The organism is Bradyrhizobium sp., from assembly GCF_019242285.1.
Taxonomy (GTDB): Bacteria; Pseudomonadota; Alphaproteobacteria; order Rhizobiales; family Xanthobacteraceae; genus Bradyrhizobium.
The window spans coordinates 1-14214 of sequence record NZ_JAFAVV010000965.1 but is presented as its reverse complement, the minus strand read 5'-3'; the positions used below and the strand labels follow the sequence as shown (position 1 = coordinate 14214).

18 protein-coding genes are annotated in these 14214 nt (G+C 64.8%); 9 read left to right on the top strand and 9 right to left on the bottom strand.

Features of this window, described 5'->3' with window-relative positions:
* Positions 1-32: 32 nt before the first annotated feature.
* Positions 33-671, top strand: a complete 639-nt coding sequence (locus JOY90_RS39475) for an NIPSNAP family protein (protein ID WP_291696486.1) — start codon at positions 33-35, stop codon at positions 669-671.
* Here JOY90_RS39475 and JOY90_RS39470 read toward each other — a convergent pair.
* The 4 genes from JOY90_RS39470 to JOY90_RS39455 all read right to left on the bottom strand — a co-directional run bounded on the left by JOY90_RS39470 (position 666) and on the right by JOY90_RS39455 (position 3856).
* Positions 666-1871: a GNAT family N-acetyltransferase gene (locus JOY90_RS39470; RefSeq protein ID WP_291696489.1), complete on the bottom strand. Its 1206-nt coding sequence runs from the start codon at positions 1869-1871 to the stop codon at positions 666-668. The two genes, JOY90_RS39475 and JOY90_RS39470, sit on opposite strands and share 6 nt — an antisense overlap.
* A 160-nt stretch (positions 1872-2031) precedes the next feature.
* Positions 2032-3081, bottom strand: a complete 1050-nt coding sequence (locus tag JOY90_RS39465; RefSeq protein WP_291696485.1) for an HD domain-containing phosphohydrolase — start codon at positions 3079-3081, stop codon at positions 2032-2034.
* 61 nt (positions 3082-3142) lie between these two features.
* On the bottom strand, positions 3143-3349 hold the full coding sequence (locus tag JOY90_RS39460) for a hypothetical protein (RefSeq protein ID WP_291696484.1): 207 nt from the start codon (positions 3347-3349) through the stop codon (positions 3143-3145).
* 129 nt (positions 3350-3478) lie between these two features.
* The gene (locus tag JOY90_RS39455) at positions 3479-3856 is read right to left on the bottom strand and encodes a hypothetical protein (protein WP_291696483.1); all 378 of its coding nucleotides are present in this window, start codon (positions 3854-3856) and stop codon (positions 3479-3481) included.
* Between the two features lie 191 nt (positions 3857-4047).
* Between JOY90_RS39455 and JOY90_RS39450 the strand changes: the two genes are divergently transcribed.
* Entirely contained in the window at positions 4048-5550 is a 1503-nt protein-coding gene (locus tag JOY90_RS39450; RefSeq protein WP_291696482.1) for a caspase family protein, read from the top strand.
* A 155-nt stretch (positions 5551-5705) separates the two neighbouring features.
* Positions 5706-5924, top strand: a complete 219-nt coding sequence (locus tag JOY90_RS39445) for a hypothetical protein (protein ID WP_291696488.1) — start codon at positions 5706-5708, stop codon at positions 5922-5924.
* Between the two features lie 18 nt (positions 5925-5942).
* Here JOY90_RS39445 and JOY90_RS39440 read toward each other — a convergent pair whose 3' ends face one another.
* The gene (locus JOY90_RS39440) at positions 5943-6794 is read right to left on the bottom strand and encodes a LytTR family DNA-binding domain-containing protein (protein WP_291696481.1); all 852 of its coding nucleotides are present in this window, start codon (positions 6792-6794) and stop codon (positions 5943-5945) included.
* 230 nt (positions 6795-7024) lie between these two features.
* Between JOY90_RS39440 and JOY90_RS39435 the strand changes: the two genes are divergently transcribed.
* The gene (locus tag JOY90_RS39435) at positions 7025-9016 is read left to right on the top strand and encodes a pyrroloquinoline quinone-dependent dehydrogenase (protein WP_291696480.1); all 1992 of its coding nucleotides are present in this window, start codon (positions 7025-7027) and stop codon (positions 9014-9016) included.
* A gap of 9 nt (positions 9017-9025) precedes the next feature.
* Here JOY90_RS39435 and JOY90_RS39430 read toward each other — a convergent pair whose 3' ends face one another.
* Positions 9026-9484 carry a PaaI family thioesterase gene (locus JOY90_RS39430; protein ID WP_291696479.1) on the bottom strand — a complete coding sequence of 153 codons (459 nt, stop codon included), beginning with the start codon at positions 9482-9484 and terminating at the stop codon, positions 9026-9028.
* Positions 9485-9839: 355 nt separating this feature from the next.
* Between JOY90_RS39430 and JOY90_RS39425 the strand changes: the two genes are divergently transcribed.
* The 3 genes from JOY90_RS39425 to JOY90_RS39415 all read left to right on the top strand — a co-directional run bounded on the left by JOY90_RS39425 (position 9840) and on the right by JOY90_RS39415 (position 10942).
* Entirely contained in the window at positions 9840-10139 is a 300-nt protein-coding gene (locus JOY90_RS39425) for a hypothetical protein (RefSeq protein WP_291696478.1), read from the top strand.
* Between the two features lie 80 nt (positions 10140-10219).
* Complete coding sequence (locus JOY90_RS39420; RefSeq protein ID WP_291696477.1) at positions 10220-10450, top strand: hypothetical protein; 231 nt, start codon at positions 10220-10222, stop codon at positions 10448-10450.
* Positions 10451-10618: 168 nt separating this feature from the next.
* The gene (locus tag JOY90_RS39415) at positions 10619-10942 is read left to right on the top strand and encodes a PilZ domain-containing protein (protein WP_291696476.1); all 324 of its coding nucleotides are present in this window, start codon (positions 10619-10621) and stop codon (positions 10940-10942) included.
* Positions 10943-10954: 12 nt separating this feature from the next.
* On the opposite strand, the gene JOY90_RS39410 is transcribed toward JOY90_RS39415, so the two are convergent.
* Both JOY90_RS39410 and JOY90_RS39405 read right to left on the bottom strand, forming a co-directional pair.
* Positions 10955-11113, bottom strand: a complete 159-nt coding sequence (locus JOY90_RS39410) for a hypothetical protein (protein WP_367277061.1) — start codon at positions 11111-11113, stop codon at positions 10955-10957.
* 119 nt (positions 11114-11232) lie between these two features.
* A complete protein-coding gene (locus tag JOY90_RS39405) occupies positions 11233-11466 on the bottom strand; it encodes a hypothetical protein (protein ID WP_291696475.1) in 234 nt (77 codons plus the stop codon).
* Between the two features lie 564 nt (positions 11467-12030).
* Between JOY90_RS39405 and JOY90_RS39400 the strand changes: the two genes are divergently transcribed.
* Positions 12031-12225, top strand: a complete 195-nt coding sequence (locus JOY90_RS39400) for a hypothetical protein (RefSeq protein WP_291696474.1) — start codon at positions 12031-12033, stop codon at positions 12223-12225.
* 241 nt (positions 12226-12466) lie between these two features.
* Here the strand turns inward: JOY90_RS39400 and JOY90_RS39395 are convergent, their stop codons facing one another.
* A complete protein-coding gene (locus tag JOY90_RS39395) occupies positions 12467-12688 on the bottom strand; it encodes a hypothetical protein (RefSeq protein ID WP_291696473.1) in 222 nt (73 codons plus the stop codon).
* A 655-nt stretch (positions 12689-13343) separates the two neighbouring features.
* Here JOY90_RS39395 and recA point away from each other — a divergent pair.
* On the top strand, positions 13344-14214 hold an 871-nt coding region (gene recA, locus JOY90_RS39390), incomplete at its 3' end, for a recombinase RecA (RefSeq protein WP_291696472.1).

Below are 14214 nucleotides of genomic sequence, written 5' to 3'. Positions count from 1 at the left end.
ATCGGTCGAAGTAAAAGCGGGAAGGAAACATCATGATCTATGAGCTCAGAACCTACACGGTAAAACCCGGCACAGTCGGCGACATGGTCAAGGCCGCGAGCACGGTGTCGCGCGACATCCGCGGCGATCGTTTCGGCAAACTCGAAGGCTATTGGTGGACCGAGATCGGCCCGCTCAATCAGGTCCTTCACATGTGGAGCTTCGGCGATCTCAACGAGCGAACGAGATTGCGCGCCGAGCTGTTCGAGAACGCGCGCTGGAGCGGCGAATACATTCCGTTGATCCGACCGCTCCTGGTCCGCCAGGAGGTGCGCCTGATGAACGCCATCCGGCCGCCGGTCGCGCCGGCCTCGACCGGCAACATCTACGAGCTCCGCAATTATCGCGCGAGGCCGCTCGGCGGGGTTCAGCAATGGGCCGACGCCTTCACCGCGGCACTGCCGGCCCGCGAGAAATATTCAAGGATGGTCGGCCTCTGGCGCACCGAGGCCGCCCAGCCGAACGAGGTCTGCCACATCTGGGCCTATCCTAGTCTCAACGCCCGCGCCGAGGCACGCGCCAACGCAGAGAAGGATCCGGTGTGGCGCGAATTCCTGGGCAGGGGACCGTCGTTCCTGGAGGAGATGCATTCGATCATCATGCTGCCTGCGCCGCATTCGCCGTTGCTATAGCGGGGATGTCTTCGAGACGGACCACTTGCGGCGGCTTCTGACGAAATGAAGCACGCGGCGGGCGGCGTGGTGGGCGGCTTGCCGCGCGAGCAGCATCCCGTGGATCAGCGCCACGACCGGATCGTTCCGACGCAGCGGGATCAGCATGTCGGCGATGGCAAGACGGCCGCGCCAGATCGGGTTGATCATGGGATGATCGGGTGCCGCGGTGGAATCAGCCGATGTGATCGCGGGATCGGCGCAGAGATGCCGGGTCAGCTCGAGCGTGAGCTGAACGCCCGGCGAATATCTTGCAAACCGCTCGTCGACGCCGAGCTTGAAGAAGAACGCGCGATCCTGATGTCGCAGCACGATGCCCGCCGCGACAGGGATATCGCCGGCGCGCAGGGTCACGATCTCGCACCGGCCGGCCTCGCTCAGCGCCCGCGTGGCGCGACGGATGAAGGCTGCATCGCCCGGAACCTGCGCCAGTGCGGTGCCGTGCTTGCCCTTCCAGCCGCTCGCTTCGAGGCTCAGGAATATCTCCAGCGCGTCCGCGACCTCGCGCGGCGTGCGCGCCACCTCGAAGCTGACCTCGCCATGCTCGGCGAGCCGATGCCGCTGGCGGCGCAATTCCTTCAGCTTCTTCGCGCCCAGCGCCTCGCGCAGCAGCGTGTCGGCATCGCGGCTCGCATCGAGACAGGCGCGGTCGTGCCATCGCAGCACGCGCGGGCGCAAGTCTTCTCGGCGCAAGGTTTTGGTCAACGCCGCGACCGTCGGCCCATCCAGCGCGACCTCGCGCAGCACGAGCGCCCTCGCGCCTGCGTGTCGTGACGCCCGCAGCAATTCGCTGGCTGCATCCTGCGCCTCGTCGCTGTCGAGCAGCGGGGTGCACAGCGTGCCATAGGGATGCGCGCTCACCAGGGCGGGGAGAGCAATCCCGAAGGCCCGCCACAGCGGCACGACCGGCATCAGGCCGATCAGCCGCGACGGCGCGCCCTGCCAGGCGGCCAGCGCCATCGATCCGGTGCGGCCGGGCGCAAAGGCGTTCACCGCCAGCTCCCAGTCGGCGAGGTAATAGGCATTGGGTTCGGCGGCGCGGTCGCAAAGCTCGCGCCACAAGGGTAGAGGAACGGCTTCGAGCGGGATCAGCGGCCGGCCGGCCGAGGCGGCCGGTCGGGCATCCGGTCCGGACGGCCCATGCGTTGCCGAAATATCCACGATGTCGGCCACGACCGCGATCCCCGCCTGCGCACGACGCACGCGCGCGGCTTCCTCGACCGCACGCTTGCGGAAGCTAGCGGAGAGACCGCAAGATATCGTTGGCCCGCGCCGGCAATTCGACCGGTAGTGTTAACGCTCCGTTCAGCATCGGCAGCGTTTACCGCGTCAGGGCCACGTCCTTGAACGCGCCCAGCAGCGGCTTCTCGAGTTTGCCTTTCATGCCGTGGAGGATCTCGTAGGCCTTCTCGCGCGGCATGATCGGCTTGTAGGTGCGATATTCGATCAGCGCGGCGAAGATGTCGGAGATCGTCAGGATGCGGACGAGATCGCCGATGCTCTCCGCGCAGAGGCCGTCGGGATAGCCCGAGCCGTCGAGATATTCATGATGATGCCGGACCGCATCGAGAATCTCCGGCGTGATGCCCGGATTGTCCTTCAGCGCATCGAACCCTGCGCCGGGATGCGTTTCGACCAGCGCGCGTTCCTCGTCATCGAGGCGTCCCGGCTTGTCGAGGATCGTCAGCGGAATCCTGGCCTTGCCGATGTCGTGAAACATCGCGGCCATGTAGAGCCGCTCGAGATCCACTTTCGGCACGCCGAGGCTCAAGCCGAAATCGACCGTGACGCCGGTGACCAGCAGGCAGTGCTGGTAGGTGCCTTCGTGATGGCGGCGAACCGTCGCCAGCCAGTCGGAAAGCCCATTCTCCTCGACGCTTTCGGCAATCTTGCGGCCGGCGTTCTGTATGCCCTCGACGTCGATGGTCGTGCCGCTCAAGACCGACTCGAACATCGAGGCGATGCAGGCAGCGCCCGCGGACGCCGCTTCCCGTCCGTTGGCCAGCGAGATGTCGGGCGCAACCGTGGGCGCCTTGGTGTCGGCGAGCTTCGCGAGCAGCTTGGCGGGATTGACCGGGCTGGAGAGAACCGCGGTCGCGCCCAGCGCATAGGCCTGCACGGTCGACAGCCGCGACTTCTGATCGATCAGGAAGATGCGCTTGGGGATGCGGTTCAGTTTCTTCGACATTCCCTTCAGCACGGCGATGTTGTCGACGTCACGCAGGTCGGCCGCGACCACGATGGCGTCGATGTTCCGGCCGCCAAGCGCGGCTTCGCGCAGCAATTCTGATTTCAGCGGATAGCGCTTGCCGACGATCCCGCGCAGCGCGGAAAGCTTGGCTACGGTGTCGCCGACCAGATGAACGCCCATCAGAAAACAGATCCCCACCATCGCATGCATGCGATATCGAGCGCATCGTCCGGGCAATTCGTTAAATTTGCGCGTCGGCGATGAGGACTCGACGGACGACGCCGCGCGCCGAGAATGGTATTTCGCTCTTGACGCCATGTCGGTCGACTGAACGCGCATGCAGGACGCGCAGCATTTGCAGCATCATTTTACCGGCAATTGCTTGCATGGCGAGCTGGTCCGTGAAGATTGCGTTGTATCGATGGTGCAACCGGTCTCCGTATTTCACCGGACTTCTCGTTTTGCTGGCTTGCTCCGCATGAATGCATGGCCTCGCGTCGCGCCCGTCGGTACTTCGACGCGATGCAAATGATTGCACTTTCCCTGATCGGGGCAGGGCAGGAGTTCGAACGGTCCGTCAGATCGGCTCGTAGCGTTCCGAATCGCAATTGTCGCCGGCGTCGGCACGCTGGCGGTCCATGATCTGGCCGTCGTTGATCGAGATTCGATACGTCTGCACGCCGAGCGGCTTGCCGGTCGCCGAGGTCAGCTCGGCGCGAACGCAGGCCGTCCAGCCGGTGCCGCGCACCTCGTGATGCGGCGGCGACACCTGCACGTTGCGCGGATAAGAGGTGTTGACGAACACGCCGTCGAGCCTGTCGTGCACGAGCTGCTTGACGTCCGGCGGCAGCTCCGGCGGCGGGTCGCTGGCCTGCGCCCGCATGAAGGCCGGCAGCGGCGCATGGCTGTCGGCGGCGCATGCCGCAAGTAACAGCACACCGCTTACCGCCGACATGAAGATATGAACAGTGCCCCGCATCACACTCGATACTAGGCGGCAACGGTAAACAAGGCGCGGATGAAACTGGACCACGCCGCGTGCTTCCGATCAAGAATTGCTGATCGGCCAGCAATACAAGGAAACAATCGAACCCGCCGGCGAACCGGGACGTCCAACGACCAAGTTTTTGATTGGGGAGATGGTTCATGTTTCGTCAACTCTGTTGCTCCGCGCTGCTTTTGAGCGCGACGCTCGCGGGTTCTCAGGCCGCGCATGCCGAGAACCGCCTGGCCCTGGTGATCGGCGAATCGGCCTACCGTTCCGTCGCGCCTTTGCCGAATCCCGCCAATGACGCCAAGGCCGTGGCCAAGCTGCTCGCCGATTCCGGCTTCGAGGTGACCTCGGCCGCCGACCTGTCGCGCGAGGACATGAACCGTGAGGTCAGCGACTTTGCCGTCCGGATCGCCGGCAAGGGCGCGGATACGGTGGCGCTGGTGTTCTATGCTGGCCACGGCGTGCAGATCGACGGCGAGAACTACCTGGTGCCGGTCGATGTCGATCCGAAGCGCGAAGCCGACATTCCGCTGCAGGCCGTTCGCCTCAACGACGTGCTGAACACGCTGAATTCGGTGCCGAGCCGGATGCGCATCCTCTTGCTCGACGCCTGCCGCAACAATCCGTTCCCCGCGATCAACCAGACCGCCGGCCACGGTCTCGCGCTGGTCGACACCAAGAGCGGCGCGCCCGGCACGTTCCTGTCGTACTCGACCTCGCCGGGGGCGGAGGCCGAGGACGGCAACGGCACCGACAGCCCGTATACGACGGCGCTGTTGAAGGCTGCGCGCGAGCCGGGTCTGCCGATCGAGCAGGCCTTCAAGCGCGTCCGCGTCGACGTCAACAAGGCGACCGAGGGACGTCAGACGCCGTGGGACTCCTCGTCGCTGACCGAGGATTTCAGGTTCATTCCGGCCACCGACGTCAGCGCGGCGAACGCCGGTCCGATGCCGGTGCAGGCCAAGCGCGGTGTCGACGAATGGAAGCGGAGCCTGAAAGGCCAGCCGGTCGAGGTCGCTCATGAGATGATCGTCGCCGACGGCACGCTGGAAGCCTATCAGGCGTTCGTCGTGCTGTTCACGCAAGGGCCTTTGGCTGCCGAAGCCCGCACGTGGCTCGATCTGCACGTGAAGATGGTGGCCTGGGATGAAGCCGTGCTGGTCAACACCGCGGCAAGCTATCAGTCCTTCCTCGCCAAGTATCCCGACAGTGACTTGACCGCGACCGCCAGCAAGCTGATCGAGCGGCTGCGCTACCGGCCGAATGTGCTGCCCGTGGTTGCGGCGGCGTACACGCCGCCGGCCCAGCCGACCTCGCTTGGTCCGTGCACCGCGCCGTCGACGCCACAGCCCCTGTCGGTGCCGGTGAAGAAGGTCGACCTCGCGCCGTCAGCGCCGCCCGCCGTGACGGCCAAGGGCGACAAGCCGTCGCGCGGCAAGCGCAAGGTCGCAACGTCCGGGCCGCGTGATCCGGAGCCGCCGGCGCGCGGCGCGGTCGACCCGTCCTATCCGGACGACCTGCCGCCGCCCGTGATCTACCATCGGCCGCCGATGCTCGGCTATCCCGGGCCCGTGCGCATGGGATTGGGCGGCATGGGTTTCCGCGGCGGCATGGGCATGGGCGTGGGCGTCGGTGGCGGCTTCCGCCGCTACTGATCCGGGCGTCCAATGCGGAAATGGGGGCCGGCTCTCGGAGCCGGCCTTGTTGCTTTCCGAAACCATTAAATTGCGGAAAGCCCGCGCGATAACCTTTGCCGGCACCCGTTTGCGTCATAACCTCGCGGCGGACGATGGCGGGGAGGGTGATGGCGATGAGGATCCTGGTGATGGCAGCGGTCTTGCTCGCAATGCTGGCGACGCCGGTGGCGGCGCAGATGGGCAAGCGGCACGGCGGGGGCGGCGGCGAGCCGAAGTCCGAGCAGAAGCCGAAGGTCGATGAGAGGGCCTATCAGGACGCGCTCAAGCGCATCCCGGAGCCGAAGGAGAAATACGACCCCTGGGCCGTGACCAAGACTCCGCAGCAGAAATGATCCGACGCCGGGCCGTGATCAACTCGCAATCCCGGCAACCGCGGCCTTGAAGCGGCGGCTGCCGGCAATGGTTTCGCCGGTGTCGAGCCGCAATTCAAAGTCACCGGAGCTGCGCCATTCCAGCGCCACGATCCGCCGCGGATTGACCAGCCGGCTGCGATGCACGCGGACGAAACCGAACGGCGTCAGCCGCTCTTCCTGGGTCTGCAGCGTGGCTCGAACCAGATGAGTGCGGCCGCCGACCAGCCGGAATTCAACATAATTGCCCGCCGAGCCGACCCAAACGATCTCGTTCGGGTTGGCCAGGATGGAGAGCCGGCCGTCGCGGAGCCAAAGTTCGGGAGCGGCGGCGGGAGCGTCACAGGCAACGTCCGTCTCGATCGAAGCGGTTCGGGCCGGTGTCGCAGTCGGACGCTCGGCCAACCAAAAGACCACGGCGATGGCGGCATAGGCGAATACATCCTTGCGAAACTCGTAGAGCGCCTCTTGCGCCCAGGGATATGAGTAGGCGAAGCCGGAGCCGCGATAGGCGAGCTCGCGAAGCAGGCCCATTCCGGCAATGTGCAGCGCCGAATAGGTCACCAGCAGCGCTGCGTTCCCGAACACGGCGTGGAGTAGCCGGTGCGTGCCGCCCCGAATCAAGATGGCTCCGTAGCGCGCCAGCGGCGTCAGCGCGGCGACGACAATGCCGCTGGTCAATTCCCACAGCGCAGGTTCCCAGAGATTGTGGGGTGCACCCAGTCGCCACGAAATGTCGCGGGCATTGGAGAAGGTGTTCACCGTGCAGGAGATCGCGATCAGAATCGTGACAATGGCATAAACGGCCACCGCCGACAGACGCACCTTGTCACCGCCCGTCAGCTCAGCCATGCCGCTCGGGCTCGCCGCAGACGCTTCGTCCCTCCCGCGCAACCATTCATCCCGCCGAGGCTGGACGGGCGGGTGCCGTGCCGGTTGGATCACTGAGCGAAGCATGGCAGGGAGCACGGCGAGGTGAGTTGATGGACATGAACAGCCTATCTCGGGTCCGCGCTCTGGAAAAGCTGATCAGGCGGCCTGTCACGCGCTTTGGCCAACTGCCTCAAATCCCCGTGATATTCATGGCACTCGCCATTGCGTTCGCGGGACCGGCCAGAGCCTGGGACCATTGGGGCGGCGACCAGGGCGGGACGCGGTTTTCCAACCTTGCCCAGATCACGCCGGCCAATGTCGATCATCTGGTGCGCGCCTGGCAGTTCCAAACCGGCGACCTCGCGAACCGTCCCGCTGCCGTGATGGCGCGGACCAAGTTCGAGGCAACCCCGCTGCTGGTCGAGGACAGCCTGATCCTCTGCTCGCCCTTCAACGAGGTCGTCGCGCTCGATCCCGGCACGGGCGAGCAGAAGTGGCGCTACGATCCGAAGGTCTCCGAAAGCCTGCGTCCCGCCAACCGCTATGTCTGTCGCGGCGTCGCCTATTGGCGCGACGACCAGGCCGCCGATGGCGCCTCCTGCCGCAGCCGCGTCTTCATGGGCACCAACGATGCGCGCGTGATCGCGCTCGATGCGAGAACCGGTACGCCATGCGCGGATTTCGGCAGCAATGGCGAGATCGCGATCGACATCGGCACCAAGCTGTTGTGGCCCGGCGAATTCCAGATCACCTCGGCGCCGGTGGTGAGCCGCGGCGTGGTCGTGGTCGGCTCCTCGATCTCGGACAATGCCCGGGTCGAGGCGCCGCTCGGCACCGTGCGCGGCTTCGACGCGCGCTCGGGCCGCCTGCGCTGGAGTTTTGATCCTCTGATCCATGATGGCATCGATGCCGGCCAGGCCAATGTCTGGGCGCCGATGTCGGCGGACGATGCGCGCGGGCTGGTGTTCCTGCCGACGACCTCGCCCAGTCCGGATTTCTGGGCCGGCCGGCGCCCCGGCAATGACGAGCATGCCAACTCCGTGGTGGCGCTGAAGACCGAGACCGGCGAGCTCGCCTGGTCGTTCCAGGCCGTGCATCACGATGTCTGGGACTACGACATGCCGGCGCAACCGACGCTCGCGCGCATCGACACGGGCGAGGGGATGCGCGATGTCGTGATCCAGCCGACCAAGCAGGGATTCCTGTTCGTGCTCGACCGCGATACCGGAAAACCGGTCTGGCCGGTCGAGGAACGCGCTGTGCCGCAAGGTGCTGCCGAAGGTGAGCAGCTTTCGCCGACCCAGCCGTTTCCGACTCATGTACCGGCGCTGGTGTCGCAACGCTTCTCGCTCGACGACACGTTCAAGTTTCCGATCATCGGCAGCCCGTCCTGCGACGCGCTGCTGAAGCCCTTGCGCAATGACGGGCTCTACACGCCACCCTCGACCCAAGGCACGCTGGAATTCCCGATGACAGGCGGCGGCGTGAGCTGGGGCGGGGCGGCGTTCGATCCGGTCCACCAGATCCTCTACGCCAACGCCAGCAACGCGATCCATGTCATCCGCCTGGTGCCGGAGAGCGAGGCGGAGCACTTCACGCCGCAGCCCGGCACCGAGTTCGCGCGGCAGCGCGGGGCGCGCTTTGCCATGACACGGCGCTTCGCGATGTCGCGGGTGGGCCTGCCCTGCAACGCGCCGCCCTGGGGCGAACTGGTCGCCGTCGATCTCAAGGCCGGCAGGATTCTCTTTCGCTCCACCGTCGGTACCGTGGAAGACCGCGCGCCGCTCGGGCTTGCCTTCAAGTGGGGAACGCCGCTGGTCAACGGCGTCGTCGTCACCGCGGGCGGCCTGGTATTCACCGGCGCGATGGACGCCTATCTGCGCGCCTTCGATGCTGCGAGCGGTGAGGAGCTGTGGCAGGGCCGGCTGCCGGTGCCCGGCGTTGCGAACCCCATGACCTATCTCTGGAAGGGTGAGCAATATGTTGCGATCGCCGCCGGCGGTCATTCCGAAGCCGGCACCACCATCGGCGACAGCGTGGTCGCGTTCCGCCTGGCGCGACCTAGCGAGGCGCCCTCGCTGTGGTCGCGCACCATCGACCGTCCTGGCGGGCGTTTCATGGGCGGCGCGGCCGCTGCGGCCGTCGTCGTCGCGTTGCTTGCGGTCGGGCTGTGGCGCTGCCGCCGCCGGGCGCGAGCGTGACCCCTCGATCTACAGCATCGCGAAGGCGCTCGACACCATCGCCACCGGCTTGTTGTCGGCGGCACTCAGCAAGGTGACGCGGCCGAAGCTCATGGTTCGGCCGAGCCGGACCACCCGTGCATCGGCCAGCACGTCGGCGGAGGCCGCCGCGCGCATGAAATGCGTGGTCTGGTCGACGGTCGTCAGCGGCCGGTAGCCGCGGTTGGCGGCGAGGATCGCAATCACCATCGCGGTATCGGCGAGTGCCATCAGCGCCTGGCCGCAGACGACGCCGCCATTCCGGCACAGCCGCTCGGAGAAGGCCATGCGCAGCATCGCGCCGGGCTGCCAGTCCGGTGCATTGAGCGGCGGCTCGTGGTCCAGGCTTTCGATGCTGAGGCCGAGGTCCTGGACCCAAGGCGCGAACACGTCGCCGAGCACGCGCCGCGCTTCGTCAATATTGAAGGTTACGGACGCCTGCTCATGCATGAACGACGTTTCCTTGCTCCGAATTAATGTCTCGCCGACGCCGAAATGTGCTTAGCAGCCGCCCGCGACACATTGCTCCAAGACACTTGGCTTGAAAATGCCGAAGTCGGGGGCGTATCCTGCCGGACCGGGAGGGGGATTGGCCATGTGGCGGCGATGGGCGGTCTTGACCGCCATGGTCGTGTTGGGGCTTGCGCTGAGCGGCTGCACCAAATGCGGACCGATCTGGAACGACTGGATTCAGCCGTCGAAATCCTGCAGGTCGGATCACCTATGACGCCGATCGCTTGGCGCGACGCATTTGGCGCGATGACATTTGGCGCGATGACATAGAGCGGCAACAGGGGAGCATCCGATGAAATCTCTTCGTGTCACGGCTACGATCGTCCTGCTGACCTGGTCGGCCTGCGCGCGGGCACAGATGCCGCACGTCAACATGATGCCGGATGATCCGACCAAGACGCAGGAGCAGATCGAGCGGGAGAAGGAGCGCGACAAGGCCTACAAGGATACGATGAAGAAGATCCCCGACGCCAAGGCGCCCACCGACCCCTGGGGCAATGTGCGCAGCGGCGAGGCGCCGAAAGCGGCGCCGGCGCCCAACAAGGCGGCTTCGGCAAAGTCGAAGACCAGGAGCGGCAGCAACGCGAACTGACACTCAGTCATCGCAGGGGACTGGACTCCAACCCCGACCGCAAGATACCCATATCCATCCGGTTGTACCGGAGTTCCGACATGGGTTCTCGCCCACGCGACTTGGCCGATCGAATGGCCGGACGGCGAAAGCCGGACGATGGCTATTTGCGCGAAACCTTCACGCTGCCACGCGACAAGGCGCGGCTGAAGGCGCGCGACTTTCTCACCCGTTACCCCAAGGCCGGCTACATGAGCGCAGTGGACAGCTGGCGCGAGCTGCCCGGCGGCGATATCGAGTTTACGATGCGGCGCCTGCGCAGTGCCGACTGAGGCTGTGCTGAACCGCGAGATCGTTTTACAAGCCGCTCCAATCATTAACTTTTTTCGTTCACTCTCGCCCCGGCATTGTTGCCTCGGCATGGCGAGGTCGGAAGAACCATGCGTAAAAGCGAGGGGTAGGTTGGTGAGCCGCCTTGATTCCCTGGGCTGAACCGAGCGATGGCCCGACACCGCAACGATCTCGGCAAGCGCAGGCATGTGCGCGTCAACCTGTCCCGGCAGGGATTCCTGATTCCGGCGCCCGACGCGCCGTGGATCGAGTGCCAGATTGTCGATGTTTCGGAAAAGGGCGTGAAGCTCGACGTCGGCGCCCTGCCGGTACCGGAAATCTTCGGCCTGGCCTTCACGGCGGGTGGAGAGGTGATGCGGGTCTGTTCGCTGATCTGGCGCCGGGGCGAACAGGTGGGCGCCCGTTTCCTGACGGTCAAGGAACTCAGGGAGGGGCTGATCTTCGGCAAACCCGATGTCGAGGAGGTCGACTAGAGGCGCTTGCGGTCAGCATACCGACGAGTCGGGCGCCGATCGCGGCGCCTCGCCAAGCAGCCTGCCAGTCGCGCGATTGATGAAATGAAGGCCGGCGCAGGCATTGCAGGCGACGGCCTCGTAGCTGTTGTCCGCGTTCACCTCCTCAGCCAGACGGTGCTGCACGTTCATCCCTGTCCGAGGGCATTTGAAGATGACATTCGGGCCCATGCTTCGGCGAGTACAGGAGCGCGCTCGTCGCCGCTTGATCTCGATCAAACTTTTTCTGACAACGACTGCGAAAAATACGGTCAATCAAGGGTTTCCGCGACGATGCGGATCCGGAACACCGGTTGCTTGGCTTCGTCGAGAAGCTCGAACTGCCATTCGGAGTTTTCCTTGAGCTTGCGGGAGATGCCGCTCGCCATGTCGGCGCAGACGCTGGTCATCTCCTTCCAGGCGATGCTGCGATCGGCATACTCCGCGGCCTGGTCGGACGCGCCCGAGTATCGGCCATTTCGGATCCGATAGAAATACAGCGGCATGGCAGAAACCGATGCGTGGCGACCGCCCCCAGTCCCCGGCAATCCACAAGGTCTGCGCGGCCAGTGGAGTCGTAAATGCCCGCCAGATCAATTCCGTAGAAGTACGGCGATGCGGCCGGCTGCTTCCTCGTCGCTGACGTCCTGCGATCACGCATGAGGTTGAGCCGCCGTTCCGGGCGGCTCGGAATTGACCATTATGGCGCGGCAGTGTTGGCTCCGATTGCTCACGCCGTCGCCATGAAATGGCGATATGGTTTTGCCCGTCGGCAGATCAGGCGACGTTGGCGTCCAGACAGTCCGACAAACGAATGCAGGTCTGGAACTTTGTTCTCCTCCGGAGAACCCCAGAGGTCCAAGGCATTTGGCCATTGAGGCAGTGCCGGTTTCCGCGAGATCGGACGCTGCGTCTCCCTTCGCGTGCAAGTGACGATGCACGCAACCGAACACCTTTTCCACTTCCGCGGGAAACCGAAGGGGGCTATAGTACCGAAAATCACAGCGGGCGAGATCGAGGACACTGTGATCTTCTTCAGAAAATACTTTCGACGTTTATCAGTCCGAAATTTGTCGCTGTGTTGCCCTCATTGCAAGGAGGCCGCGACGCCGTCGACCTTCAGCACCGGCCGTTACAGGCTCGCGGACGAGGAGCTGTTCTGCGACCGCTGCGGCGAGACCAGCCTGGTCGGATATTGGCGGCTGGAGGGTGTGCAGCTCGGCCAGCAATCTTATGCCGAACCGCTGACGCCGGCACGTGCCTAGGCGTTCACTTCCGGAGTCCCGTCCCGCAGACATCGGTCTTCGGGGATCGTCGGACCGATTCGCAGCGCGCGTTCGTTTCTGGAGCTTGCGTGACAGGAAGCATCTTCCGGAGCCGGCGGCTCCAAGCTAAAGACCAACCATCTGGTTGAAATGTCGTCATGCCGACACGTACGGCCAAACCGGTCCAAGCAAGTCCGTAGAATTACGGTGAGCCGGCACGCGCGGCGCGCCTTTCGCAGCGTTAGGCGCCGGTGCCGCTGCCGGTCCAGAAGTCGAGCGGCCGCTTGGGAGGGATGCGAAGCTTGCTCGTCACCAGCAGCGAATGGAAAAAGGCTCGCTCAGCCTTGTATCTCGCTTCGCGCCGTGCGCCCTCGAACCCGCCCACGACCACTTTTCCGGACGGATCGACGACCCGCCATTCCCACTTCTTCCGTCCACGTTTTGAAAGCGCGATCTCGAACATCAGCGATTAGTATGATGAGCCGTCCGATTGGTTTCATGAAGCGGGACAAAAAAATATGGTGGATCAATCGTCGCGTTCGTCGCGCGCCGCCGGCGACGAGGGAGCCCCATTGAGAGCAGGGCAATCGCATATGGGAGGGCAGCCCCTCGTGGCCTATCCTTCGAGACGCCCGCCTGCGCGGCGAACCTCATGGTGGGCGCGGCGAGGCCGCGCGTCTCCGGACGATGGGTCGCATCGCCGGGCGAACCATGCGGCCTCGGCGACGACCGCCATATGCGATTGTCCTGCCGTCGAGGGGTATCCGATCGCCAAGAGTGAGTTCGATGGAATCGTCGAGCAGATGCTGATGGTGGCCGCTGCCGCAAGCAAGCCGACGCACTGGAAGAGAGTCGAGCATTGGCGCTTCGCACGCGATCGGGGAAAGCGAGACCCTTGCGTTGGTGCTTGGCGTTGGACCTTGGCGTTGGACCTTGGCATTAGACGATATTGGCGTTGGAGGTTGGCTCTCACATGGGGCCTTCATGAAAGCTGGCTCTCCATCAAAAGAACATATTGCGAACTTGGAACAAATAGGGTACACGGGACACCGTTGTTCGCCCCGCCCCGTTAACCATTTGTCCACCACGCGAATCCCCGCCATAAGGAGTTCGGCCCCATGTCCGCCACTGCCCTGCGTATCGTCGAAGGTTCCTCCATGGATAAGAGCAAAGCGCTGTCCGCCGCGCTGTCCCAGATCGAGCGCCAGTTCGGCAAGGGCTCGGTGATGAAGCTCGGCAAGAACGATCGCTCCATGGACGTGGAGACGGTGTCGTCCGGCTCGCTCGGCCTCGATATCGCGCTCGGCGTCGGCGGCTTGCCGAAGGGGCGGGTGGTCGAGATCTATGGGCCGGAATCGTCGGGCAAGACCACACTGGCGCTGCACACGGTGGCGGAGGCCCAGAAAAAGGGCGGCATCTGCGCCTTCATCGATGCCGAGCATGCGCTCGATCCGGTCTATGCGCGCAAGCTCGGGGTCAACATCGACGACCTCCTGATCTCGCAGCCTGATACCGGAGAGCAGGCCCTGGAGATCTGCGACACGCTGGTGCGCTCCGGCGCGGTCGACGTGCTGGTGGTCGATTCGGTTGCCGCACTGGTGCCGAAGGCCGAGCTCGAAGGCGAGATGGGCGAATCGCTGCCGGGCCTGCAGGCGCGGCTGATGAGCCAGGCGCTGCGCAAGCTCACCGCCTCCATCAACAAGTCCAACACCATGGTGATCTTCATCAACCAGATCCGGATGAAGATCGGCGTGATGTATGGCTCGCCGGAAACCACCACCGGTGGCAACGCGCTGAAGTTCTATGCCTCGGTGCGCCTCGACATCCGCCGCATCGGCGCGATCAAGGAGCGCGACGAGGTGGTCGGCAACACCACGCGCGTGAAAGTGGTGAAGAACAAGCTTGCGCCGCCGTTCAAGCAAGTCGAGTTCGACATCATGTATGGCGAGGGCGTCTCCAAGATGGGCGAGATCCTCGACCTCGGCGTCA